This is a genomic window from Aestuariibaculum marinum (assembly GCF_014596975.1).
Lineage (GTDB): Bacteria > Bacteroidota > Bacteroidia > Flavobacteriales > Flavobacteriaceae > Aestuariibaculum > Aestuariibaculum marinum.
Genome location: NZ_JACVXD010000008.1, coordinates 127,863 through 153,505, shown reverse-complemented (window position 1 = coordinate 153,505; position 25,643 = coordinate 127,863). Strand labels below are relative to the sequence as shown.

18 protein-coding genes and 3 pseudogenes are annotated in these 25,643 nt (G+C 33.4%); 20 read left to right on the top strand and 1 reads right to left on the bottom strand.

Annotated features, from left to right (window positions below):
• A pseudogene (locus tag ICJ85_RS13140) lies at window positions 1-180 on the top strand (hypothetical protein); the annotation flags it as partial.
• A gap of 293 nt (window positions 181-473) precedes the next feature.
• On the opposite strand, the gene ICJ85_RS13135 reads toward ICJ85_RS13140, so the two are convergent.
• Entirely contained in the window at window positions 474-1,046 is a 573-nt protein-coding gene (locus ICJ85_RS13135) for an RNA polymerase sigma factor (protein ID WP_188224256.1), read from the bottom strand.
• Window positions 1,047-1,169: 123 nt separating this feature from the next.
• Between ICJ85_RS13135 and ICJ85_RS13130 the strand changes: the two genes are divergently transcribed.
• The 19 genes and pseudogenes from ICJ85_RS13130 to ICJ85_RS16465 form a co-directional block, all read left to right on the top strand.
• The gene (locus ICJ85_RS13130) at window positions 1,170-2,303 is read left to right on the top strand and encodes a FecR family protein (RefSeq protein ID WP_188224255.1); all 1,134 of its coding nucleotides are present in this window, start codon (window positions 1,170-1,172) and stop codon (window positions 2,301-2,303) included.
• 126 nt (window positions 2,304-2,429) lie between these two features.
• Window positions 2,430-5,804: a SusC/RagA family TonB-linked outer membrane protein gene (locus tag ICJ85_RS13125; protein ID WP_188224254.1), complete on the top strand. Its 3,375-nt coding sequence runs from the start codon at window positions 2,430-2,432 to the stop codon at window positions 5,802-5,804.
• A gap of 17 nt (window positions 5,805-5,821) precedes the next feature.
• Complete coding sequence (locus tag ICJ85_RS13120) at window positions 5,822-7,141, top strand: RagB/SusD family nutrient uptake outer membrane protein (protein ID WP_188224253.1); 1,320 nt, start codon at window positions 5,822-5,824, stop codon at window positions 7,139-7,141.
• Window positions 7,128-7,970, top strand: a complete 843-nt coding sequence (locus ICJ85_RS13115) for a DUF4843 domain-containing protein (protein WP_188224252.1) — start codon at window positions 7,128-7,130, stop codon at window positions 7,968-7,970. The genes ICJ85_RS13120 and ICJ85_RS13115 overlap by 14 nt, the downstream gene beginning before the upstream one ends.
• A 24-nt stretch (window positions 7,971-7,994) precedes the next feature.
• Complete coding sequence (locus tag ICJ85_RS13110; protein ID WP_188224251.1) at window positions 7,995-9,578, top strand: PKD-like family lipoprotein; 1,584 nt, start codon at window positions 7,995-7,997, stop codon at window positions 9,576-9,578.
• A gap of 22 nt (window positions 9,579-9,600) precedes the next feature.
• Window positions 9,601-12,189 carry a hypothetical protein gene (locus ICJ85_RS13105; RefSeq protein ID WP_188224250.1) on the top strand — a complete coding sequence of 863 codons (2,589 nt, stop codon included), beginning with the start codon at window positions 9,601-9,603 and terminating at the stop codon, window positions 12,187-12,189.
• A 10-nt stretch (window positions 12,190-12,199) separates the two neighbouring features.
• Window positions 12,200-13,558 carry a TlpA family protein disulfide reductase gene (locus tag ICJ85_RS13100; RefSeq protein WP_188224249.1) on the top strand — a complete coding sequence of 453 codons (1,359 nt, stop codon included), beginning with the start codon at window positions 12,200-12,202 and terminating at the stop codon, window positions 13,556-13,558.
• A gap of 759 nt (window positions 13,559-14,317) precedes the next feature.
• Window positions 14,318-14,584 carry a hypothetical protein gene (locus ICJ85_RS13095; RefSeq protein WP_188224248.1) on the top strand — a complete coding sequence of 89 codons (267 nt, stop codon included), beginning with the start codon at window positions 14,318-14,320 and terminating at the stop codon, window positions 14,582-14,584.
• Window positions 14,585-14,692: 108 nt separating this feature from the next.
• Window positions 14,693-14,929 carry a hypothetical protein gene (locus tag ICJ85_RS13090; protein WP_188224247.1) on the top strand — a complete coding sequence of 79 codons (237 nt, stop codon included), beginning with the start codon at window positions 14,693-14,695 and terminating at the stop codon, window positions 14,927-14,929.
• 62 nt (window positions 14,930-14,991) lie between these two features.
• Entirely contained in the window at window positions 14,992-16,392 is a 1,401-nt protein-coding gene (locus ICJ85_RS13085) for a TlpA family protein disulfide reductase (RefSeq protein ID WP_188224246.1), read from the top strand.
• Window positions 16,393-16,804: 412 nt separating this feature from the next.
• Window positions 16,805-16,993, top strand: coding sequence for a hypothetical protein (locus ICJ85_RS13080; protein ID WP_188224245.1), 189 nt, complete (start codon window positions 16,805-16,807; stop codon window positions 16,991-16,993).
• A gap of 270 nt (window positions 16,994-17,263) precedes the next feature.
• A complete protein-coding gene (locus ICJ85_RS13075) occupies window positions 17,264-17,824 on the top strand; it encodes a helix-turn-helix domain-containing protein (RefSeq protein WP_188224244.1) in 561 nt (186 codons plus the stop codon).
• A 98-nt stretch (window positions 17,825-17,922) separates the two neighbouring features.
• Window positions 17,923-18,168, top strand: coding sequence for a hypothetical protein (locus ICJ85_RS13070; protein ID WP_188224243.1), 246 nt, complete (start codon window positions 17,923-17,925; stop codon window positions 18,166-18,168).
• Between the two features lie 623 nt (window positions 18,169-18,791).
• A complete protein-coding gene (locus ICJ85_RS13065; RefSeq protein ID WP_188224242.1) occupies window positions 18,792-19,124 on the top strand; it encodes a cupin domain-containing protein in 333 nt (110 codons plus the stop codon).
• A 317-nt stretch (window positions 19,125-19,441) separates the two neighbouring features.
• A pseudogene (locus ICJ85_RS13060) lies at window positions 19,442-20,221 on the top strand (transposase); the annotation flags it as partial.
• Between the two features lie 238 nt (window positions 20,222-20,459).
• Window positions 20,460-21,296, top strand: a complete 837-nt coding sequence (locus ICJ85_RS13055) for a tyrosine-type recombinase/integrase (protein WP_188224241.1) — start codon at window positions 20,460-20,462, stop codon at window positions 21,294-21,296.
• Between the two features lie 5 nt (window positions 21,297-21,301).
• Window positions 21,302-22,422 (top strand): annotated as a pseudogene (locus tag ICJ85_RS16725) (IS91 family transposase).
• 303 nt (window positions 22,423-22,725) lie between these two features.
• Window positions 22,726-23,805, top strand: coding sequence for an HYR domain-containing protein (locus tag ICJ85_RS13045; protein ID WP_188224240.1), 1,080 nt, complete (start codon window positions 22,726-22,728; stop codon window positions 23,803-23,805).
• A gap of 408 nt (window positions 23,806-24,213) precedes the next feature.
• A partial coding sequence (locus ICJ85_RS16465; RefSeq protein WP_206688042.1) for a DUF5011/hyalin repeat domain-containing protein occupies window positions 24,214-25,643 on the top strand: 1,430 nt, incomplete at its 3' end.

Sequence of the window (25,643 nt, the reverse complement as noted above, 5' to 3'; positions counted from 1 at the left end):
ACGAAGTTATACAGAGCCTTGGTAAAAGAATCATCACCCAATGAAGCTAAAAGTAAATTAATGCAAATTACAGGTCATAATACTATGGATGCTCTAGAGAAATACTTAAGAGATATTGATGCCGAATTGCCAAAAGATTTTTCAGAATTACCTACAAAGAGATTGGTTGCAAAATTCTGAAATACTGAACCACTTGCAGTGGGAAAAATTGAGTATAGTTGAATTTCAAAATAGGTCATTCCTTAAATAATACTTCATATTAGGAATTTGACTGTATCATTATATCCGTTGTTGATGGTTTCGGTTACCGTCCTATTCATCTATATAGTGAAATCTAATTCAATTTTCTTTTCATTCTAGATTTTTTTTAGTTTGCTTGTAACGAAATCATAAAAATTATAAATTGCATTTATAACTCCAAAATAATTTGGTTATTCATCGAACCTTCGAGTTTTTATTATAAAAAAATGAGTTTAATTGGGATAGTAACCAGAAAGTACAATAAATAAATACAATTCGTTATCGTCTTCAAAGCCTTCTCTAATTTTTTGATAAGCTATACGCATTTGTGACTCTACTGTCTTTTGTGAGATATTAAAATATTCGGCTATTTCTTTATATTTTAAACCTTCAATTTTATTCAGTTTTAAAATTTCACGACATCGTTCGGGTAAATCTTCTATAAGCTGTTTTAGTTTTTTCAACTTATTTTCAATTATGTCTTCATCATCTGTTATAAGTTGTAAACTATTGTTTTTTAATTCATCAAGAAACGTTTCTTTCTTTTTCGTTTTTCTGCAATGGTCAATGTATTTGTTGTAGGCAATTTTAAAAATAAAAGACTTTATAGATTTGGATGTATCTAAATTATCTCTTGTTTCCCAAAGGGTAATAAAGGCTTGTTGCCCAATATCAGCCGATAAATCCTGATCTTTTGATACTGTAAGAATATAAGCAACAACACGCTTGTAATAGCGATCAAACAAAGTTTTAAACGCAATTTCATCTCCATTTTTAATTGCTATTGTAAGTGTAGTATCGCTCATAAGTTCGGTGTTTTCTTAACAAAAAGCCTTGAAACATGTTTAGATTAAAAAAAAATTAAAATTTGTTTAAGGGTTTGTTAAGGTGTTTACGTAATAACTTAAAATAATTCAAAACAGACCCTTTTGAAAAAACTAATAGTTAAATATCTAAGCGACAAAATTACCGAAAAAGAGTTAAGTGACTTAACAGAATGGTTAAAAAACGTCGATAATCAAAAAATATTCAAACAATATGTTGAAGATGAATATAGATTAAACCTTCTGTTAACTAAGGTAAATACCGAAGCAGATTATAAGAAAGTAAAACGAGCAATAGGCGGCGAAACAAAAAGTAAGGTACGCCGTTTACCTGTAACTTTCTTAAGATATGCTGCGGCTTTGGTTATTTTTTTAGGTGTAGGTTATGTGTTTAAAACAACCATACTTGAAAGCCAGGAAACCCTTATTATTAAAGACGAACCTATTACTTTAACGCTTCACGATGGGAGTATTCAAACCTTAGATACTAAAAAGGTAGAACAACTTTTTGATGATGAAGGCAAAGTTATTATCGATAAAAATAAAAATAAGTTGTCTTACACTAATGAAACCCGCGTTGAAGAACTTGTGTATAATACGTTGGTTATTCCATACGGAAAGCGTTTTGAATTAACACTATCAGATGGGACTAATGTGTTTCTTAATTCAGGGACAACAATTAAATATCCTACAAAATTTATTAAAGGAAGCGATAGAAAAGTTTACCTAACAGGTGAAGCTTATTTTGATGTAGCTCACGATGAGGCACACCCTTTTATAGTAAATGCAGAAACTTTAAATGTTCAGGTTTTGGGGACTCAGTTTAATGTGTCTTCTTATAAAGATGATTTTATTACTAATGTAGTATTGGTTAAAGGTAAAGTAAGTTTAGCAGATCAGGATGATAAAGAAAAAGTTAATAGTGTAGTCATCCTTCCAGGAACAAAAGGAGTGTTTAATAAAGAAAAACGTTCCATCGAAACCTCTCAGGTTAATACAGATTTGTATACGGCATGGATGAAAGGAGAACTTGTGTTTAGAAATACAAGTTTTGATGATATACTTAAGAAAATTGAACGCCATTATAACGTAAAAGTTGTCAATAAAAATAAGGATATAAATAATGAAGTTTTCAATGCACGATTTAACAACCAGCCAATTGATTCGGTATTAAGCTATTTAAATGATAGTTATAACATAAAATATAAAATAGAACAAGGGCAATTAATAATAAAATAAACAAAGAATATATGAGATAAAGGAACTAAAGCTAAAAGAAAAAACTAAACAAAAAATTAATTAATGTCGATCTCTAAGTAATTAGATGTTGACGAAACTACTAACCAAAATTATATGCGAATGACCATGTTGAGGAAAAGTTTAACTGCAATTAACTTTTCACAATACAAATTTAGCCTAAAACTAACCTGCTTATTTGTATTATTAAATTGGAGTCTTGCACATGCAGATACCATTGAAATTCAAAAAACAAAAATTACTTTAAATGCAGAAAATGAACTTATAAGTAAAGTTATAGATAAAATTGAATCTATTTCAGATTATAGATTTATTTACAATGTAAAAAATGTAGATCTAAGCAGAAAAGTATCTATACATGTTAGTGATCAAGAAATAGAAGAAGTATTAAAAACCCTATTTCGAGACACACACACCAATTTTAAAATTAGAGGAACCCATATAGTTTTAAATGATAAGGAAGTAGAAGAATCTCAAGACGTTCCTGCTATTAAGCAAAAAATTATTACTGTAAAAGGTGTTGTAGAAGATGAACATAAACAACCTTTGCCAGGAGCCACTGTAATGGTAAAAGGAACAAAAAAAGGAGTGGTTTCAAATTTTGATGGCGAGTATGTTATTCAATCTCCAAAGGGAGAAACCTTATTATTCAGCTATATTGGATATGAGACCAAAGAAGTTGTTGCTGAGACCGAATCTATAGATGTTCAATTATTTCCAAATGTAGAAGAATTAAATGAAGTTGTTGTAACAGGTATTTTTAACAGAGCAAAAGAAAGTTATACAGGAGCAGCAACATTTATTAATAAAAAGCAATTAGAAGAATTTGAAAGTCGTGATATTTTAAAAACAATAAGCAATATCGATCCGGCTTTTAATATAACGATTAGCAATGAATTTGGGTCAGACCCTAACCGTTTACCAGATATTAATATTCGTGGTATGTCTAGTGTGCCTAATAAAAGTCAGCAAGAACTCGATCAGCTTCAGGATGACGAGCGAGCAAATTTAAACACGCCTCTTTTTATTCTTGATGGTTTTGAAATTACGTTACAGCGTATGTTAGACCTTAATCAAGATGAAATTGAATCGGTTACCATATTAAAAGATGCCAGCGCGACAGCTATATATGGGGCACAAGGAGCTAATGGGGTTGTAGTATTAACTTCGGTTAAACCTAAAGCAGGAAAACTTAGGGTAAATTACCGTTCAAATTTTAATGTAGAGGTTCCGGATTTACGTAGTTACGATTTGTTAAATGCCAGTGAAAAGTTAGAGTTAGAGCGTTTGGCTGGTTTATATGATTCCGATGATTTTAATCAGCAAATTTTGCTTAAAAAGAGTTATAATACCAAGCTAAAAGCAGTAGAGGAAGGCGTTGATACGTATTGGTTATCAAGACCGGTTCAAACTGGATTGGGGCAAACGCATAATTTAAGTCTTGGTGGAGGAGATCCTGCTTTTAGATATTCTATGAATTTTCAGTTTAGAAAAATAACTGGAGCTATGAAAGGGTCTAATAGAGAGAATTTTAACGGGTCTGTTAATATTACCTATTTGTTGGATAAAATTCAATTTACCAATATTCTATCTATTGGATTTAATCAATCTGAAAATTCACAGTACGGATCGTTTTCAGAGTATGCAAACTTAAACCCATACTGGAGACCATTTGATGAAGATGGCTTGATACCAATTCAATATGGTGAAGGAGACCCTGCAATTAATACTATTTTTAATCCTTTATATAATGCTTCTTTAGGAGGGTATGATAAAAGGAAATACACAAATATTCGAGAAAACTTTCAGTTAGAATGGTCTGTTAATGATAATTTTAAAATTAGAGGTGTTTTAGGATATACTAAGAATATTGGTAATTCCGATAAGTTTTTACCGCCCAACCACACTAGTTTTTATGGTGTACAAAACAACGATTCTAAAGGAACATATGGCTTAAGAATTAATGAATCTTCAAATTTAAGTGCTCAGACTACAATAAATTATGCAAAAGTGTTTAACGAAAAACACAAAGTATTTATTGGTGTAAACGGTACTATGCGAGAAACGCAATCTATTAATTATGGTATTAATGTTAGCGGTTTTGCTCATGATAGAATGGATTTTATTTCTATGGGTAGCAAGTATGTTGGCGATTCACCTTCAGGTCGTGAAGCAACAACCAGAAGTTTAGGGATTACTTCAAATGCGAACTATAGTTACGATAATATTTATTATGCCGATTTATCTTATAGATTAGATGGTGCTTCTTCATTTGGAGAAAACTCCAGATTTGCGCCTTTCTATTCCATTGGTTTAGGAGCAAACCTGAGTAAGCTTGCCTTTGTAAAAGAAAAATTACCGGTAATATCAAATCTAAGACCAAAGTATTCTTATGGGGTAACAGGATCTTTACAGTTTAGCCCATACGATGCGATGACTACGTATACTTATCTTACTAACGATGATCGATACGACGGAAATTTAGCAACAGCAATTAGAGGCTTAGGAAATCCAGATTTAAAATGGCAAACCACGTATCAGCATAATGTAGGTTTTGAAATTGGGCTGTGGAACAATACCCTTGCATTAAATTCAAATTACTATTATAAAAAAACTGAAGATCTTATAACCTCGGTAACCTTGCCTTTATCAAACGGGTATACAACCTATACAGAAAATTTAGGAGATGTATTAAATCAAGGTATTGAAGCCGATCTTTCAGCAAACATAATAAGAAACAATTCAAAAGGCTGGACCTGGTCTGTTCGTGGAGGTATTTCGCATAACCGCAATAAGTTGTTAAAACTTTCTGAGGCCATGAAACTTATAAGCGAAGCCAACGAGCAGTATAATATTGGTAAATCTGAACCTAACGTATTATATCGAGAAGGCGAATCGATGAATGCTTTATATGTTGTACCATCGTTAGGTATCGATCCAGCAACAGGTAGAGAAATGTTTGTTAACGCCGATGGAGAGGTAACTTACAACTATCCGCAATATAATCGTGTAGCCTACGGACTAACGCAACCAAAAATAAATGGACGTTTAAGTACTAATGTTAGTTATAGAAATTTAAGAGTAAATTTAGGTTTTTCGTTTAGAACCGGTGCCAGCATTTATAATTCTACTTTAGCTTCCAGAGTTGAGACCACAGATTTTACGAAAAATGTTGATCAGCGAGTTTACAGTGGCAGATGGCGTCAACCAGGCGATGTGGTTCCTTATAAAAGTTTAGTAACCAGCGATCCTACTTTATTAACAAGTCGTTTTGTACAAAACGAAAAAACCTTATCTCTTAATACATTAAATATTGATTATAGAGTGCCTTCAAAATGGGTTAAAAAGCATTTAAAAATGGATCGTGTTAATATTTCTTATGCAACAAACGATCTACTCTATTTTTCAACCATAAAATTAGAGCGAGGTACAGGTTACCCATTTGCATGGAGACATAGTCTTTCTTTATCATTCGGATTTTAATCACAATACAGAATCTTATGAAAAAAATAATATTATATACAATAGCCATTTCAAGTTTTTTAGTGTCTTGTTCAGTTGATGATTGGCTTACTGTTCAGCCAGAAGATACGCTGTCTAAAGACGAAATGTTTGAATCTAAGCAAGGGTTTTATGATGCTTTGTATGGCATCTACACAAAAACGAGAAATAATTACAATCACAATGGGTTTTTAATGAGCGACTTTATAGAGCATTTAACATCTCAGTGGGAGTTTGAAACGGGAACACCAATTGAAGATATTGCTAATCATGAGTATGGTTTATTAGATGGACAACTTTCAAGTATTTTTAGAAGCCAATACGAGTCAATAGCAAATATTAATGTTATGCTTGAGTATCTGGAAACTCAAGATTTCTTATCAAATACAGATTATAGTTTATTAAAAGCGGAGTGTTTAGGTTTAAGAGCCTGGTTACATTTCGACTTACTAAGGCTTTGGGGACCAACGCCTGCAAGAGTAAATGCAACTAAAAAGTATTTGCCATATGTAACTGTATTGGGTTATGAAAGAACACTTCCTGTAACTTATAATGAGTTTGTTACAGTAATGTTAAAGGATATTGATGCCGCTGAAACTATTTTTCAAGATGTTCCAACATATACAAGGTACCGATTGGGAAAATGGGGAGTTTTAGGCTTGCAAGCACGAATTAACCTTTGGCTGGGAAATAAAGAAAAGGCTTTAAATTATGTAGAATCTATATTAGAATTTATAGAAAGCGATGAAGAGGAAACCTTTAAGTTAGGAAATCTAGATAATATTGGAATAAAAGATTATCGATTTGTTAAGGAACATTTATTTGGAATTAATGTAAATTTTGAATCGGTGTTGTTTAGAAATTCATTATACAAAACCACAGAGCATCTAAACGAGTTGTATGAATACTCAGGAAGTGATATTCGATTAGAACTTTGGGAAGATCGAAATGTAAACGGACTAAACGAACCTGCTAAAAACCCACTTAAATATACAGGAACAGAGGAAGGCTCTGTTTCAGTTGTTCGTCTTTCAGAAATTTATTTGATAGGTATGGAATGTGCCGATTTAGAAAGGGCTAATCAGCTTTATCAAAAGTTTTCTCAAGCCAGAGGTATTGCATTTGTTGAGATTACGAGTAGCAATCAGTTAAGTGAAATTCTTCAAAAAGAATATAGAAAAGAATTTATAGGCGAAGGCGTGTTATTTCAGTTTTATAAACGTACAGATGTAACTAGAATGCCTGGAACAACAAAAATATGTAACGACGATTGTTATGTATTACCGCTGCCAAGAAAAGAAATTAATGTTAACGGATAAATTTGAGATGATGAAGCAAAACGTATTAAAAATAACAGGAGCCTTATTATTAGCATTAATTGGATTTACATCATGTAGTGAAGACGCTATAGAACCATGGAAATCTAGCGATTATATTCACTTTGCAGGAGGATACACCAATTTCTTTTCATTTGTATATGCCGGATCAGATGTACAAAAAGATACTGTAACATTTAGGTTAAATATAGCAGGGAATATATCTTCAAAAGACAGAATGTTTAAAGTAAAGCAGGCTAAATCTTATGGATTTATTTATGAAGAAGATGATTTTGGTAATATTATCGATTCTGCTTTTATAGAATTACCAAATCAAGCTAAAGTGGGTGTGCATTTTGAAGATTTTTCAAATGAAACTCTTATCGTTCCATCCGATTCTTTAGGAGCTTATTTTGATGTGGTTCTATTAAGAGATCAGTCTTTAAAAGATAACGATTTTTCTTTGAGTTTAGAAGTTGAGGAAACTACAGATTTTAAACCCGGTAATGCTGCTTTACAAAAGATAAACTTAACTATATCAGATAAAATTGTTGAACCAAAGTTATGGCGATCATGGTATGTTGGAAATACAACTGTTTTTAGTGTTATGGGTTACTACGGGAAAGTAAAACACCAATTGATTATTGATGCCACAGGGCAACGTTGGGATGATAATTTTATACAATACGAATTAACAGAAGAATATTTGGTGTTTTATAAAAATTTAGCCGTGTTAGAATTAAATAAGATTAATGAAGAACGCGAAGCTCAAGGTTTACACAAATTAAGAGAAGACGATTCTAACCCTAATTCAGAAGTTGAATTTTTCTAATATTAAATAGATAAAATAAATTATATGAGAAAAATATTATATATGCTCGCAGCACTTTTATTTGTTGCTTGTTACGAAGATACAGGTAATTATAACTATACCGAAATAGGGGATATTACCATTGAAGAATTCCCAGAACATTTAGGCGACTTAATCTTATTAGAAGATACACTTAGAATTAATCCTGTGGTTGGTCCTAAAATTGAATTCGATAACAATAATTTTAATTTTTATTGGTCCTTAAGACAAGGAACAAATCCAGAATCAAAACTTGTACGCTTTGCTTATCAAAAGGATTTAGTTTTACCAGTTACCATTGCAGGAGACTTTAGTTTAATGTTTGAGGTAGAACATAAAGAAACAGGTATTATTCAATTTAAAATTGTTAGAGGACGCGGTGTCTCAAAGTTTTCTAATGGTATGTATGTATTAAAAGAAAACAGTAACGGCCGTACCGATATAGATATGATTGGTTTTGATACCGAAACAGGAGAACCAACAACATATCCAAACTTAATATCTGTACTTAATAACGGTATGGGATTAGATGGCACACCGGTTACAATCGATTATTGGGGGTATAGAAAGGAAGATTATGAAAATGCACAGCTTGTAGCAGTCCCAGCATTACGTATTGCTTCAAAGGAAGATATTATGGTTATAGATATTAATGAGTTTGATGTTCTTGGGCAATTTGATGATTTGTTTTTAGGCGAGGTGCCTGCAGTTAGAAACATTCAAAACTTAAAATCTATTAATGGTAATACAACTTTAATAAATGATGGTAAAGTATATACCTTTGCGAATTACTCTAATGGAATTGTAGGTGGAGAAATAAAAGAATATGGAGGAAACAAATTCCTGCCAGCCTTAGTGGGCAACTATAATATGAATAGCAACATAGCTTGGGCAGCAAGAGATCAGGCTAATACATTTTTAATGTACGACACTACGGACGGGCGTTTTAAATACACCAATACTACAGCTTCAGAACCAAGAGTGGTTAAGGAATATCCTGGAAGTACAGCTTTTCAAAACGATTTCAATTCTAATTTATTATTCATGGAATCTATTGCTTCTGGTATTTTTGGAAATAATCTTTACGGTCTTCTTCAAAATAAACAAAATCCAGAAGTGTTAACATTCTTAGACATGAATGCTCAAGGTATTAATGGTGGTTATTTAAGATTAAATGTAAGCAAAACTTTTGCAGCAGCAGATTATAAAATTGACGATGCAACCATGTGGAGTGTACATCAGCATAGAAAGCAAATTTACTTTGTAGTAGATAATCAAATCTGGAAACATGATGCTGTGAGTAATGCAGAAACTATGATTAAATCTTTTGAAGGAGAGGAGGTTACATTTATTGATGTGTCTAATGAATGGTATACTACACCAGATGGATCAATTATAAAGCAAGAGTACACCGATTTTGTTGTAGCAACAAGTACTGGACCAAATTATAAATTATATAAGTTCAATATGACTGCTGGTGATGTGCCAGAGGAAGAACCGTATTTCACAATTACAGGAGAGGGTAAGGTTTCCGATTACATGTACATTAAACCAACAACCACTCCAGTATGGATGCGCACAAAATATTAAGGTTTAACAAAAAGAATAGAAAATGATAAAGAAGTTATATATATTATCAGTTTTAGGTTGTATGCTAGCCATTTTTAATAGCTGTGAACAATCACTATCGGAAAATACAATTCGAGATATAAATCTAGAACTTTCCAGAGACACCCTATTATTTAATGTAGGAGGCGGAATTAAATCTGTTGAAATTTTTACGGATGAAGATGCGTGGAATGTAGAATACGACAATGCAAGCTGGTATACTTCTACCGAGTATAGAGATGCAGATGGTTACGAAATGCTAACTATTGAAACATCCCCAAGCAATGCTTTGGAAACCAGATCAAGTATATTAAATATTTCGGCAGGACCATACACAAAAGAATTATACGTTGTTCAACTAGGTAATGCACCTTCAATAATTTTTGAACAGGAAAAGGTGATGGTCGACAAAGACACAACAGTGGTAGATGTTACTTATGTGTCTAATATAGAATTTAGTCTTGTTAACGAAAGTTCTTGGGTTACTACCGAATTGATTGATAACACCGAAGAAACCATACTGCGATTAAAAATAGCTAAGAACGAAACAGGAAGCAATCGAGAGTTGGCTTTAATATTCAATCAAACAGATGGCGAATACACCACAGCTTTATCTGTTATGCAGTCGGCAACTTTAGAGGCCTATCAACCTGAAAGTGTCGATAAAGTTACGGGTAACAAAAAAATACCTGTTATTTCTGGCTGGTCGTCTTCAACTTTAGGTGATTTCGATATCACTAAATCTTTTGATGATGATTATCTCACATATTTCCAGTCTGATTATCAGGAAACAGGAACTTTAGAGTTTTCGTTTAAATTAGATGCCGGTACCGATATGCTAAATTATATCGTGTATTATCCATCTGTAGAAGCACAAAGCCAGTCTATTAGATATGGAAATATTTATGTGAAAAAAGTAGGAGAGGATACCTTTACCAAAGTTTTATCAATGCAATCGTTTTATCAGGCAAACCCAAAGGTTTTTGAGTTTTCTAATCCAATTGAAAATGTAGATGAAGTAAAATTTGAAGTCGTAATTTCGTATGCTGATTCGGGTTCAATCCCTGCGGTGTCTTGCGCCGAAGTGGAATTTTATACTGCAGCTGTTATTTACGAAAACATCTTTACCGATATTACCTATAGTGAGTTATTACCTGAAGTAACCATCGATAATATTTTAAATATCGATAATGAATTCTATAGAAATTTAGCCAAACACTTATATAACGGCACTTATCAATATGAACGAATTTTAGATGTGTTAGCCGTTCAGAACGATCGCAAAACAGCTAAAATTAACAAAGCCTCATTGTATGAAAATGCAACAGGTATTTATTTTGAAGCAAATGAAGAGGTTGTTGTATTTTGTGGAGAACAATCTGGTGCAGCACCAAGTTTATTAGTATTAAATACTAACGGATCGAAAACCTACGAGTTAAAAGAAGGTGTAAATAAATTAACTATTTCCGAAGGCGGAAAAGTGTATGTAAACAACCCAACCAATGTTAAAGTGCACATTGCCAGCGGAGTTTTGGAAGGCGTTTTTAATGCTTCGAATATTACCGACATTCAAAATTTAGAAGTTAGAGATAATAATGTAATTGATGTAGTTGGCGATACATATCACATGATTGTGCCATTAACTTATGCTCAAAGTTCATTGAGTAATATTGTTGATGCTCAAACTAATTTAGACATGTTTATCGAAAAGGCTAAAATGTACTATGATGTAAATGATGGCACATATGCCGTAAATTCTAAATTAGGTGTCTTCTTAAATGAGCAGGATTTAAATGTAGATTCTGTGGTTAATATTACAACAGCAGAGTTAGAAACTTTAGTAGCTTACACTAATGAGTATGATGCTAATGTATTTAATGTTTTAGAAAAAATAGCCGAAGCTTACGAGCCATATGTAAACCGAGTATGGAGTATTGGAGATGTTTCTGCAAAATTATTTGCCTTAGATTATTTCTATTCAAATGAAGGATTTTCAGTAATTAAACAAAATGGTATCTACGCTCAGGCATATCAGGATATTATTGTTACCGATGTTAATTATACAAATTTAGGTAACGATGCTTGGTCGCAGACCGTACCTTTATGGCAATTGCATTTTTATGTAAAGGAAATGTTAGGTGTTTCAGATTATTACGCGCAATTAGTAAATAAAGTAAAAGAATTAAGCTCTGTACCTACAAATTATACAACACATTTAAAGTCTTTTACAAACGAAATAACTAACCTTGATTTTAATGCCTTTTACGACCAATGGAACATGGGTACCACAGCATCATCGTTTGTTGATGTTGCTCCGGGTGGATTAACTTATTTAACAGAAGATAATAAAACGCATTTTTTAACACCGGCAGCCGTTGTAGAGGGTACTTTTTATCCTGCACTGGGCGGATTTCCAACCTTGTATAGGTACTCGAATGTGGTGGCAGTAGAGATTTATAATGCAGGTTTTTTAGCACATGTCGAGGCCATTACAGACGGAGGTAATTTTTTCCAGTTAAAGTGGTCCGATTATAAATCACATATGAAAATTGTAGCAGTTGGAGCTACAGGAGATAGAATTCAATTAAATTAAATATAATTAAATGAGAAAATTTTTAACATTCAGTTTTGTTATTTGTTTGGTAGCTAGTGTTTTTGCAGGTAATAAAACGAATAGGCCTTTAGAAATACAAATTACATCTCTTGTTGATGCAGATATCGTTCAGGTATTTCGTGTCGAGCGAGGAGTAAAAAAGCTTGTAGATGAATTTCCCTTAAAAATAAACGAATCAAGAATATTTAGAGACACCTTAGACCATGCGTTTTATATTGTTATGTACAACAAAATTAAACGCAAAGTTTATGGGCAAGAAAATGAAACAGTTAAATTAAAAGTAACAGGAAGTAGTATAGATCTGCACAAAGCAGATAAAGCCAATAAATTGCTTCAAAGCTGGTTTGATTTGTCTTTTGAAGCGCGTTCGTTTTCGGTAAATTATAATCATGTAGATACTAAAGAGTTTGTGAAGAAAACTCCTTTTTACGAGCGACAAAGAGCATTAGAAAAAGCAAGCGTAAATTTTCATAAGAAAATAGATAAATACAAAGGTGATGCGTATTTTAAAAGAGCAATGCACAAACTTGTGGATACAGAAATTACTTATTTTAAATTGTTTTTCATGCAAGTTCCCTTGTTAGGATATTATGATAAGGCTGAACTACCTGAAGATTTATACGGAAGTATTCCAAACAACGAACGATTTGCAGACCCGGTACTTTTGGATGTTTCAGAAGAGCTACTGCCTTATGGCCAGCTCTATGGATGGTGGCGCCAATACAAAGATCATGCAAATGCCAAATATATTATAGGTTACTTCTCATCGCCCGAAATTAAAGTGGCCTATTTATTAGGTCATGCAGAGTTGGATAAAAGTGGAGAAAGTGTAGAAAGAATTGAGAAAAAGTATATGCACTTGTTAACATCCGAAGAATCAATTAAACAATTTAAGAAGCTACAGGAGCAATTTGCTTATTTAAAAGATCCAAGTAAAATGCCAGATTTTAAATTTCAAAATTTACAAGATGAAATTGTACCGCTTTCCAATTATCATGGTAAACTTATAGTAATTGATGTGTGGGCATCCTGGTGTGCACCATGTATGAAAGCACGCCCTAATTTTGAAGCTTTAGCCGAAGAAATGAAAGATGAAGATGTTACTTTTATTGGTGTTTCGGTAGATCAGTCTGATTTAAAATGGAAAAAAGTTGCTGCTGAATCACATTGCGTCGAGCTGAGAGATAAAGATAAAACATTTTCTAACGCTTTCGGATTATCCACTATTCCGAGGTATATGATTTTTAGTAAAGATGGCGGAGCACTTGTACAATCTGCACCATCACCAAATACTCCAGATTTAAAGAAAACCATATTAAAGTATTTAACAAAGAATAATAAATTTTAAGCTGTTAATCGTTAATTACACAACCTGAGTCTTTGTGATTTTTTTGGACTATAGGTTGTGTAATTTTTTTTAAGATCTATACTAAATTTTTAATTCAACTATAAATGAAACGAATTATAATAGGCTTATTATTGATTTTTTCTAGCTTTAATAACTTTGCTCAGGATGCTAAATTAATTGTGAGAGGAGCTGTTAAAGACACCTTAAATATTACTCATACCGCTATATTTTTAACAAATCTGAAGCTTTTGTAGAGTATGTTTATAATGCTTCAGAAAAAGAAGAGAATGTTATAACTATTACGGAGCGCGTATGCAACGAACGATTATATTTTTCATGTAATAAATCGTATACCCTATTCGAGGTAAAGCCCGGACAAACAGTAATTGTTAATGTCGAGGGAACAAAAATGAGCTTCTCTGGTGATGATTCTAAAATTAATAATTACCATGTATACATGGGTAAACCATTATATAAAATCCTATCCAAATGCCTTAAACTTTAAACTAAGTATTAAAAACTATTACAATAGAAGGACAGTAGGTTTTCTTGAAAATGTGGATTCTAAACAAGTTCAGAATATTTTGGTTTCATCCAGTAAAAAGGGATTAAAACAATTAAAGAAAGCTAGAATAAAGGATGAAGAATTTATTGCTCGACAAACGGCTTGGATTAAAAATTTAGCGTGTCAGATATTCATAGATAACTACGGGCTTTTTAAAAAAAAAGGATATTGTTTTTTCAAAAGAGTATCACGATTTGTTTATCGATTGGAAATTCGACGATGCCAATATTCTTTTATATCCTGGAGCATTTAAATTGATGGATGATTTTTTGGAAATGCAAGAGCAAGAATATCAAGTGTCGCGTATTGTGCCAAACCAATTGGTTTTGCGAGCTGAAACTATTTCAGATTCAAAATTAAGAGAGCAATATCTGTTACATAAATTGAATGATCTGGTAAAAAGTAGTGAAGCATTTTTTATTCAGGATACATATCAAAATGTTGCATCATATATTGAATGAGAAGCAGCCAAACATAAAGGGCACAATGTTTTTGGGTCTATAGGTATCCAGTTTTTACGCCGATTTAATTGGGTTATCGATTTTAATACTTATAATCTTTACACCAAAATGAACCCAGTAACAGTGTTACCATTAGATTTCGTTGTCGACGATTATTTAATAGGTTATATAAATAATGTATTAGTGGTAAAGCTTAATTTAGCTACAGAGCAAGGGACTGAAGCAAGTGAAACAGATCCGTTAAAATTGAGGGATAGAATAGTGACTATTGATGGAGTATCTGCAAAAGATTTAAATGAAGCTTTAGTTTCTAAAATTAAGCAAAAGGAAACGGTGAAACTTTAGGTTTTTAGAAAAGGCCAATTAATTGATGTTGAATTATAGAAAATAGTTTTAGGAAGTTAATAATGAAAATAAAATTTTTAGCAGTAATGTCCTTGGTGATATCATTTGTAGGGTGTTCGGCAAGGCAGAGTATTACTAATGTAACTTTAGAGGAATTAAATCAAATGGCCCCTGAAGAGGCTAGTAAGACAATTAAACACCTTTTAAGAAGTAAAGATGAAGATAATTACAAGGTATTACTTAATTATTATAAAATGTTAGGAGATTCAATTGCTCAAGAGCGATTAATTGAGCAGGTTATAAAAAGGAAACCGAATAGTGAGTTAGCTATTCAAAGCAGAGTAAAAAGGATATGGTTACTTGATAATGATGAAGAGAGAGAGTCGGCTTTCGAGAACTTGAGACTAAATCATCCAAACTATAACTTTTCAAAAGAGTATTTTAAGCTTGCAATCAATTTTATGTTTAATGATAATATATCAAAGGCTTTAGAATATGGGGATAAAATTGATAAGAGTGATCATTTAAGATATTTTTTCGTAAATCGAATTGTGACCAAAATATCAAATACTAATTCTCAAATTAATAAAATAGATTTCCTTAAAAGAGAGATAGATAATATTGAGAATCATTACAGTGGTAGTAAGAAACAACAGGTTTTAAAAGAAAGTAAATTAAACTTAGTAAATGCGCTAGAAGAAAGCGACAATATAACAGAGGCACTTCAATCATTAGAAGATTTATATTTTAGTTTAGAAGGTGATGAAAATAGTTCATTACAAAGTGTTTACGGAATAATGTTAGCAAAATGTAATGAATATGAAAAGGCTATGCCTATCCTAGAAAATGTTGTTGTAGATGGATTGGCAACCGATGAAGTTAAAAAATATTTGAAATTGTCTTATGAGGCTCTAGGAAGGTTAGATTATGAGTCATATAAGCTTACACTCATGAATAAGTTATTTAATAAAACTCATGTGGAAATAATTGAAAAAATAGTTAATAAGCCTTGTCCTAAATTTACGTTAGCAGATACTGAAGGTAAAATGGTTAAGTTAGATGATTTTAAAGGAAAGACAGTTGTTTTAGATTTTTGGGCTACCTGGTGTGGACCATGTAAGGCTTCATTTCCTGCAATGAAAGAGGTAGTTGAAAAGTACAGGGAAAATGAAAATGTGAAATTTTTATTTGTGCATACTTTTGAAAAGGATGAAAACCCATTAAAATTGGCTAAAAATTATCTAGAAGAGAATAATTATAATTTTGAGCTTTATATGGATTATAAAAATGTAGAATCTAAAACTAATGAGGCTGCCAAGGTATTAGGTATTCAAGCAATTCCAACAAAAATTATTATCGATCCGCAGGGTAATATAAGATTTGTAGTTACGGGAGGAAGCATAGCAACGGATAAGGTGGTTAGTGAGCTGTCTGTCATAATAGATTATATAACGGCCGGTTAATTGTACTCAAATGTTATTGATAGATTTAGTTTGAACTAATCATTTACGATTTTTTTGAATTAATTGAGTCCTGTGTTTTTAATATTTTAAACTTGAATGTGCTAAGGAATTGGAGTCATTTAGGATAGAGTTTTTAAAATAGACCAAATTAATGTATTTTAGTCAGTGGCTGGACTAGATATTAATTAATTGTATTATTTTAGTGAAAATTTAAATAACAAAGTGAACACAAAACTGAACACGTTTTGGAACACGAATTTAAAATATAGCATCTGGGAAGCCCTTATTTTGTGTTGTGAATAAGTCTGGAGATGAACTCATAACCCGAAGGTCACAGGTTCGAGTCCTGTTCCCGCTACGAAGCCGAAAGGCAGTAAAATCAACGGTTTGGTGTCACCAAACCGTTTTTTTTATGTCTAATATTTCTGATATATTGCAAGGTGAATACGAAAGTGAATACGGAAACGAATACGATTTATCTGTGCAAAAACAATTTTCCAAGCCCAAAATCTACACCGCCAGTGGTAATTTAAAGAAACGCTGGTACGTCTATTTTTCTTATCGGGATCCGAAGACGAATACCTTAAAACGTCAATCTTGACAAGGTCAAAAAGCTATTATTGAATCAAATACGGAATAGTAATAAATCTGAAACACCCCTTAAACTCCTCTTAAAAAACAAACAAATCCCCATAGTAGGCTAACCGACCAACTACCGGTTCAGTCAACACGGCGTTCATGTTTGGCCGTACCGACCACACGAACGCTTAGTTATTAGGCAACGTTTTTATTATAATCCCTTTGCAGTTTTAGAATCATTCTTGAAATATAGCGTATCTTTAGTTCAATTCTTTAGTTGATATATTTCGATATGAAAATCTATATTAAATATATGGTAAGTTTAAGATGCAAGCTTATGGTAAAAAAAGAACTGGAAAAACTAGGGCTTCATTACACTAATATTGAATTAGGCATGGTAGAAACAAAAGAAGAAATTAATGATGCACTTCTTTTGGAGCTAAAATCTAACTTGGCACTATCTGGTTTAGAATTAATTGATGATAAAAGAAGTGTTCTTATAGATAGGATTAAAAATGTCATTATAGAAATGATTCATTATTCTGAAGAGGTTCCGAAGGTTAATTATTCAGATTATATTGCTGATAAATTAGATTATGATTATACTTATTTATCCAATCTATTTTCTGAAGTTAAGGGCATTACTATTCAACATTTTATAATTAAACACAAAATAGAAAGGGCAAAAGAATTAATTCTGTATAATGAACTCAATCTCACCGAAATTGCTCATAAATTAAACTACAGCAGTGTCGCTCATTTGTCAAACCAATTTAAAAAAGTAACTGGGCATACACCTACTTATTACAAAAAAATTGGCCAAAAAAGAAAAAGCAATCTAGAGAATCTGTAAGATGTGTAATCTTATAAAGTACTTGTGTAATGAAAATTAGGGAATAAGCCTCATCTTTGTAATAGTAAAGCAATTAAGCATTACTTAAATACATAATTATGGAAACCAAGAGAAAAGAAGGTGAGAGAAAGTCTAGTGAATTGTTTAAATTTAGTGGTGATTGGGACAAACAATCTAAAGCACTAAAAGAAAAATTTCCTAATCTTACATCAGAGGATGTAAAGTTTGAAAGTGGTAAAGAATTAGATTTGATAAAGCGTTTAGAGCATAAACTTGACAAAGAGCGTAACGAAGTAGTTGGAATTTTAAAAACAAACTACACAACCGTTTCAAAATCAATCTAATCTAGATTAATATCAAAATTTATTTAAAGAGCAGTTTATTTATAATCTGTTCTTTTTTTTTAATGTAAACTATTTTAAATCAGTAATATATGTAACTATAGGTGTAAATTGTATAAAGGATTTAGTTTGTTTTGTTCCGATATTTGCAGTGCTATTAATCAGTTAGAGAAGACCAAATAGTAATTTATTTGGCGTTAAAAAGCAGACTTGGAAATCTGCTTTTTTTTTAATTCCATTTTATTGAATTTATTTTTGGTATAAATGTTATCTGTCTACTTCCCTTATTGGTCAAGTTTAAATGTAAACTTTAGTTTTGTCTATTTTCTGGGCTTACTTTCCTTAAACATTACTGTCTACCTATTTCTATTTATACAATTGATTGGATATTTTAGATTACTAAATTAATCTGTGATATATATAACTCATTCATTTTTTAATGTAACTCACAAGCTGCTATTAGTGGTATCTTATTCACTATTCAAATAATTAATAAAAAGATGTCAAGAGAGAAAAACGGAAAACAGAAAAATGATAAAACGCCAGCAGCAAAAACTGCAAAAGAAAAAAAGGCTGCTAAAGTATTAAAGCGGAATAAAAAGAGAACTTCAGAATAGTATTAGGTAATGGAAAATGAGGATTTTGATGAAGCCATAACATTTAATCTATCAAATATTATAGATTATAAATCTAATGATATTGTAGTTAAGAACATAGTGATAAGAAATACCATTAAAATTCAGTATCTACTTTTTGATTTTGGAAAAGTCCAGATATATAAAAAGTCATCTTTTTTAAGATTTATTTATATCGCAGAAGGTAAAGCAGAGGTTGTTATTAATAACAATTCTACTTTTTTGCAGAAAGGCGATTCCATAATTATTCCAAGATATGTAGAAAGCTCGATAGAAGCTAATCAGCCATTTAAAATGCTTTGCGCAACAGTAAGAAATAATTAAAAATTTATTTATGGAAAACCTATATAAATCAGGTGATATAGTCTGTACGAAAGTCAATCCAAAAAAGCCTTTAAGGGTTAGGATTTTTGCAAGAAAAGTTTACTATTGTGACGTATTAAATGAGCCGAACGAAAAAGAAGAAGTTTACTTTGAAAGAGAAATTGAGTTTTATGACAATCAAAGGTTAGAGTTGTGATTTTAAGTTCTTGAACTTGCAAATTTTATTTTTCAAATGTTGCCTAACGGTATGTGTAAAGTGAGTTTTACATGAATTAACCTACAAATAAGGCCAGACCTCTGCAAACTTTATTTTGCACAGCCAGCTTACGGTAGACACGGCCAATCATGTCATTAGTGATATAAAAGCCTATCACGCCGACGGAAAGGATAATCAGCAATTAGCCGATATTGTGGTTCGTGTCCAGTGCCGCTTACGCCACGTGGGATTAGTTTGGGAAAACTGTGTGGCCGATACCGGATATAGTAGCGGTGAGAACTACGCTTTTCTGGAAGAGCGACACCTAAAAAGCTTTATTCCTCCTCATGGCACTTACAAAGGCTGTCCCGGTGGCTTTAGTTATAACGAGATCGAGGATCATTATGTATGCTCTCAGGGTAAAATCATACCTTTTAAAAAGGTGTTTTACGAAACGAAGAACCAAACGAAAAAGAAAGAATACCGCGCTTCAAAGAAGGTTTGTGTTGATTGCCCGATCCGCCGTGAATGTTTGGGTAAAAGCGCTCAGGAAAAGAAGTTTACTGTAACCTATTACCGTGCCGAGTGCGAGCGTAACATTGCCAGAGTTAACAGCCCACAGGGGCGTTATATGAAAGCCAAGCGCCAAAGTACGGTAGAACCCATTTTTGGAACACTCACTCAGTTTATGGGGCTTAGAAAAGTCAATACCATAGGAATAAAACAAGCGAATAAATGTATGCAACTATCCGCGATTGCTTATAACCTTAAAAAGTACCTGAAATTTATAGAAAAACACAGTAAAAGTGGAGCGGCAAGTCTACGCTTTCCTTTTTACCGATTTAAGGCTGTTATAGAAGTCATTATAAGCCCTAACAAGCAGTTTGTATTTAGGTTATAATCACATTCAAAAACAACAAACGCCCTTAAAATAGGCGCTTATGTATCATGTTTTTATAAAATTATGGGCTTGTGCAACGGCTACCAATGTTGAACTAAACCCAAAGGTAGCTTTCCAGTGAAATACACTCACTTTTGGCTACCTTTAAGTATTGTTAAATATCTTAAGGTTAAAATTATGAAAAAAAAGTCTTACCCTGATAGAAAAAGCGTGTATTTCGGTACCAGAGTTTAAAGAATTGCACCGAAAGTTACAGCGCTCGGTCGAACTTTCCGGGAAAAGCCCAAGCACCCTTACCAATTATGCCCGTTGTTTGGCGCATATTACCTTGCATTTTAAGTGTAGTCCGCTGGATTTGGATGAAGAGCAGATTTTAGACTACCTACATGTTTTAAAATCTAAAAACAAAACCCCTTCAGGCAGTTTCTTTAAGCATACGGTTTATGGTCTAAGATACCTGTATCGTATCTATGAGCTAAAGGAGATGCGGGTGGTACTTCCAACCATTAAGCGCCCCAACAAATTACCTGTAGTATTAAGCTATCAAGAGGTAAAACTTCTGCTTAAAACGCCAAAGTTACTCAAACACCGTTTAGTACTGGCCATGTTATATGGTTGTGGTTTACGCTGTTTCGAACTTCGCAACCTTCAGCTAAAGGATTTGGATTTCGATCGAAAGATGCTGCATATCCGTCAGGGAAAAGGGAACAAGGATCGTTATGTACCCTTGTCGACTATTCAGATCAGAGGACTTCAAACTTATATCTCAGCCGAACACCCTCGCATCTGGTGTTTTAACGGTAATCATGCTGAAGGTACACCAGTGCCGTTATCCACCCGGGGTATACAGTGGATTATACGCGAAGCCCGTAAACATAGTGGTATTAACAAACAAGTGACTACTCACAGTTTCAGGCATAGTTATGCCACTCATTTACTGGAAATGGGACTGGATATTATTAGCATTAAAGAGCTGTTGGGGCATGCCGATATCCAAACCACACTGGTTTACCTTCATGTGGCACAATTAGGTAGACAAAAGCCTTTTAGTCCTCTAGATCGGTTATATAGTTAGTAGTTGTGAAACGTGCTACCTATGAAGTAGCTCAGGTGTTAGAACGCAATCAAAATCAACTATCAGTCTATAGCCATAGCAGTTGGCAGCTAAGAACCTTTCATGCCATACGAAAGTGTAGAACCTTAGCGCTGGGTGGGCATATAGACCGATGCAATAACCCCAAATGCAACACTTTACATCTGAGTTATAACAGTTGCAGAAACCGTCATTGTCCCAAGTGCCAGGGACATCAAAAAGAACAGTGGATACGGGCTCGTGAAGCTGAACTGTTACCCGTGCCTTATTTTCATGTGGTATTCACCTTACCACAAGAACTTAACCGCTTGTGCCTTTACATACCTAAAACACTTTATAACACACTCTTTAAAGTGGCCTGGCAGGTTATCTATGACTTTGGGTGTCACCCCAAGTTTTTAGGCGCTCGCGCAGGTATGATTGCTGTACTGCATACCTGGGGACAAAACCTATCGTTGCACCCCATCTGCATTGTATTGTGCCTGGTGGAGGGCTAACGCCTTCAGGGCGATGGAAACCGGTAAAACATAAAGGAAAATATCTCTTCCCGGTAAAAGCCATGAGCAAGGTGTTCAGGGCACGCTTTGTGGCGCAATTACGAAAAGAGTCTAATCTGGAGATGTCATCAGATTTTTATAACAGTTTATTTAAACAGCCTTGGGTGGTGTATTGTAAACGTCCCTTTTTAGGTCCCGAGCAGGTGATAGAATACTTAGGGCGCTATACCCATAAAATAGCCATCAGTAACCATCGCATACTGGCTATAGAGAATGGTTCTGTAACCTTCTCTGTAAAAGATTACCGTCATGGCGGTAAACGTAAAACGATGTGCTTACCCGATGCCGAGTTTATCAGGCGTTTTGCTTTACATATACTGCCCAAAGGTTTTGTCCGTATCAGGCATTACGGCATGCTGAGTTCTTATCATAAAAAGGTAAGTCTTCCAAAGTTAAAAACAACGCTTACTGCTGTCAAGCTAAAAGAAAAACCAGCGCTATTACACAATATGTGCCCTAAATGCCAAAAAGGACACTTAATAACCATGACAACATTTACGGCACGAGGTCCGCCAAAACACTGGATAGAACAGTTAAATAAGCCTCAATAAAACAACGTTGCCAAGCACGTAACAGGCAGTTATTGGCTAAATTTTAAAATAATGGAAGAAAATAGGTCTCTATAAAAACAAAATACTTGCTTTAACAATCTTGATAAGGTCAAAAAGCTATTATTGAATCAAATACGGAATAGTAATAAATCTGAAACACCCCTTAAACTCCTCTTAAAAAACAAACAAATCCCCATAGTAGGCTAACCGACCAACTACCGGTTCAGTCAACACGGCGTTCATGTTTGGCCGTACCGACCACACGAACGCTTAGTTATTGTGGTAAGTCCTTCTGTTTTGAGTTTGGGCGCAAATACAGTTACCTGGACAGTAACTGATGATTCTGGTAATAAAAGTACCTCTACTCATATTGTGACTGTTCAGGAAAATGAGCTGCCGACTATTGCAACCTTAGGAGCTATTACGGTGCATTCGGATGTAGGTGTTTGTACCTATAGTAGCTTGCAACTCCCATTACCTGCAACTAGTGATAATTTTGGGGTGGCCAGTGTTATGGCAAATCCATCTGAATTAAGCTTAGGTTTAAATACAGTAACATGGACAGTAACTGATGATTCAGGAAACACTCAAAACTCAATTCAAGAGGTAACAGTTGTAGATAATGAAGATCCAATTATTGGAACTTTAAATGCAATAAGTGTAAATACAGATGTTGGTAAATGCACTTATGACATGTCACAATTGCCACCACCAGCAACAAGTGATAATTGTGGCATAGCCAGTACTGTTGCAAGTCCGTCTGTTTTGAGTTTAGGATTAAATACGGTGACTTGGACGGTAACTGATGATTCAGGAAATACCAAAAGCTCAATTCAAGAAATAACAGTAGTCGATAATGTGGCTCCAATAGTAAGTTGTCCTTCAAATCAAACAGTACACCCAGACTCAGGAAGTTTGTATACACTTCCCGATTATTTTGGAACATCGGAGGCTAAAGCAGTCGATTCTTGTACAAGTCCTTTAACTGTTTTAACTCAGAGTCCAAATCCAGGAACACAACTAGCAGATGGTGTGCATACCATTACATTCTCGGCAGAGGACGCTAGTGGAAATATAGGTAGTTGTAGTTTTGATTTAACTGTAGATTCAACACTAGGTTTAGATAATATGGCAGAAGTATTAAACGATATAAAGCTGTATCCAAACCCAACATCAAGTATTGTTAAAATACAAAACCTATCAAATATAAAATTAAGTCGTTTAATTATTTATGATATGATGGGACGTGTTATAAATAGTATTGACTTAAAACAAATGGGAGAAGAAAAAGAGATTGATTTATCTCCGTTTGAAAGTGCGGTGTATTTATTTGAAATCCACAGTGAGCAAGGAAAGCTAGTTAAGTCAGTTGTGAAACAATAATGTATTTATTAATTAAAAGGAATTTTTATGAATATTAAGAGTTTTTTTGTTGCGAGTCCAGTTTTAAATTTTGCATCGGTTTACACGAGCAAATAAGTTTGAGCTTCACTAAATTTAAAAAATCCGTAGTTGTTTTTAACTACTGATTTTTTTGTTGAAAAAGAACATTTAGTAACTAACCAGATTTCAAAAAACAAAAGAAGAGTATCGTGTCAATAAATGATAGATGAGTATATGTATTTATGATAATCATTAGGTTAACTTAAAAAAAAGTTAAAATTTTTAACATTTAACTAGGGGATATACTTCTAAATTAACACTTAAAATATGTTATTTACTATTTAGACAGAAAATTATTATTAAATTTAAGTGAAATTCATTTTGTACTCTAACCCTAAACTTTAAGAAATGAAAAAATATTACAATCAATTAACTATTTTAATAGTTTTTCTATGTTGCTTATCGGTATTCACCGGACTAGCACAAACCACAGTAACTAAATATTACAATGGGCCTACTCAGGAACAAGATGACTGTGGGTTCTACTGTAGTTTACCTGGATTGACATTTGATGCCTCTGAATTTCCAACAGGTGCATTAATTACTAACGTGGAAGTGTCAATTACATGGCAAAAAACAGCAGGTTCATGTTCAAACCCAAACCCTGGAGATCCAGGTAACTCTGAAACAAGTTTTGCTGTCTTTGCTCCGTTTAGTATAGATAATAATACCGTAGAAGGAAGAGTCGAGTTAGCTCCAAATGGAACTTGGAGCGGAACAACCCAAGGAGGTCCGGTTACTACAGTATTTAATCTGACTGCAACAGAATTTCCTTCTGGCACACCAACATCAGGTGTTTTTAAATCTATTGGTGATCCAATAATACTAGAGGACTGTATTGGTAAAAGCCCGGTGGGCACATGGGCTTTAGGTGCTGGAGATTTAAGTGATAATAATAATGCACTTTGTGTTTATAATTATTCAGTTTCTATAACAGCTAATGTGCCTCCAACAGCGGTATGTACAGATCAAATTATAGAAGTGTTTTTAGATGAAAATGGTCAGGCTACCATTACACCTCAGGATATAGATGGTGGGTCAAGTGATGCAGAAGGTCCAGTAACATTATCGTTAAGTAAAGACACTTTTGATTGTAGTGATGTGGGACTTATCCCTGTAACACTTACCGTAACTGATTTTGCTGGAGCAACCGACTCCTGCGAATCAAAAATATTGGTTAAGGATATTATAAAGCCTGTTGTAAGTTGTAAAGATACTACAGTGACTTTAGATGCCATTGGTAGTTACTATTTAACTAAAGATGATTTAGATAATGGTAGTTCAGATAATTGTACTGTAGATAATAATTTAACTTATACCTTTTCACCGGCGTGGTTTTATTGTAGTGATGTTGGGGTGCATACAGTAACTATGACTGTTGAAGACGAAAATGGTAATAGTTCAAGTTGTGACGCTACCGTTACGGTAAATAGAGGAGCAGATTTGGTGCTTACCAATACCGAAATTTCAGATATTTGTTTTGGAGTAACAGCCAATACTGGTTCTATTTATTTAGAATGGACGGGTATAGTTCAAGAAGTAATAGTAACACCAGATGGAGGCACAGCTACAACGTATAATTTAGGTTTAGAAAATGAAGAATTGACTATTTCTGGTTTAGAAGCAGGAAATTATAAGTTAGATATTAATGCAATCTGCGGACAAATGGTTTCAACAACGGTTGAAATTAAGCAGCTGGAAGAACTAGCTATTACAAATGCGGAACCAATTGATATTTGTTTTGGAGGATTTAGTAGTTCAGGAGAAATAAATTTAGA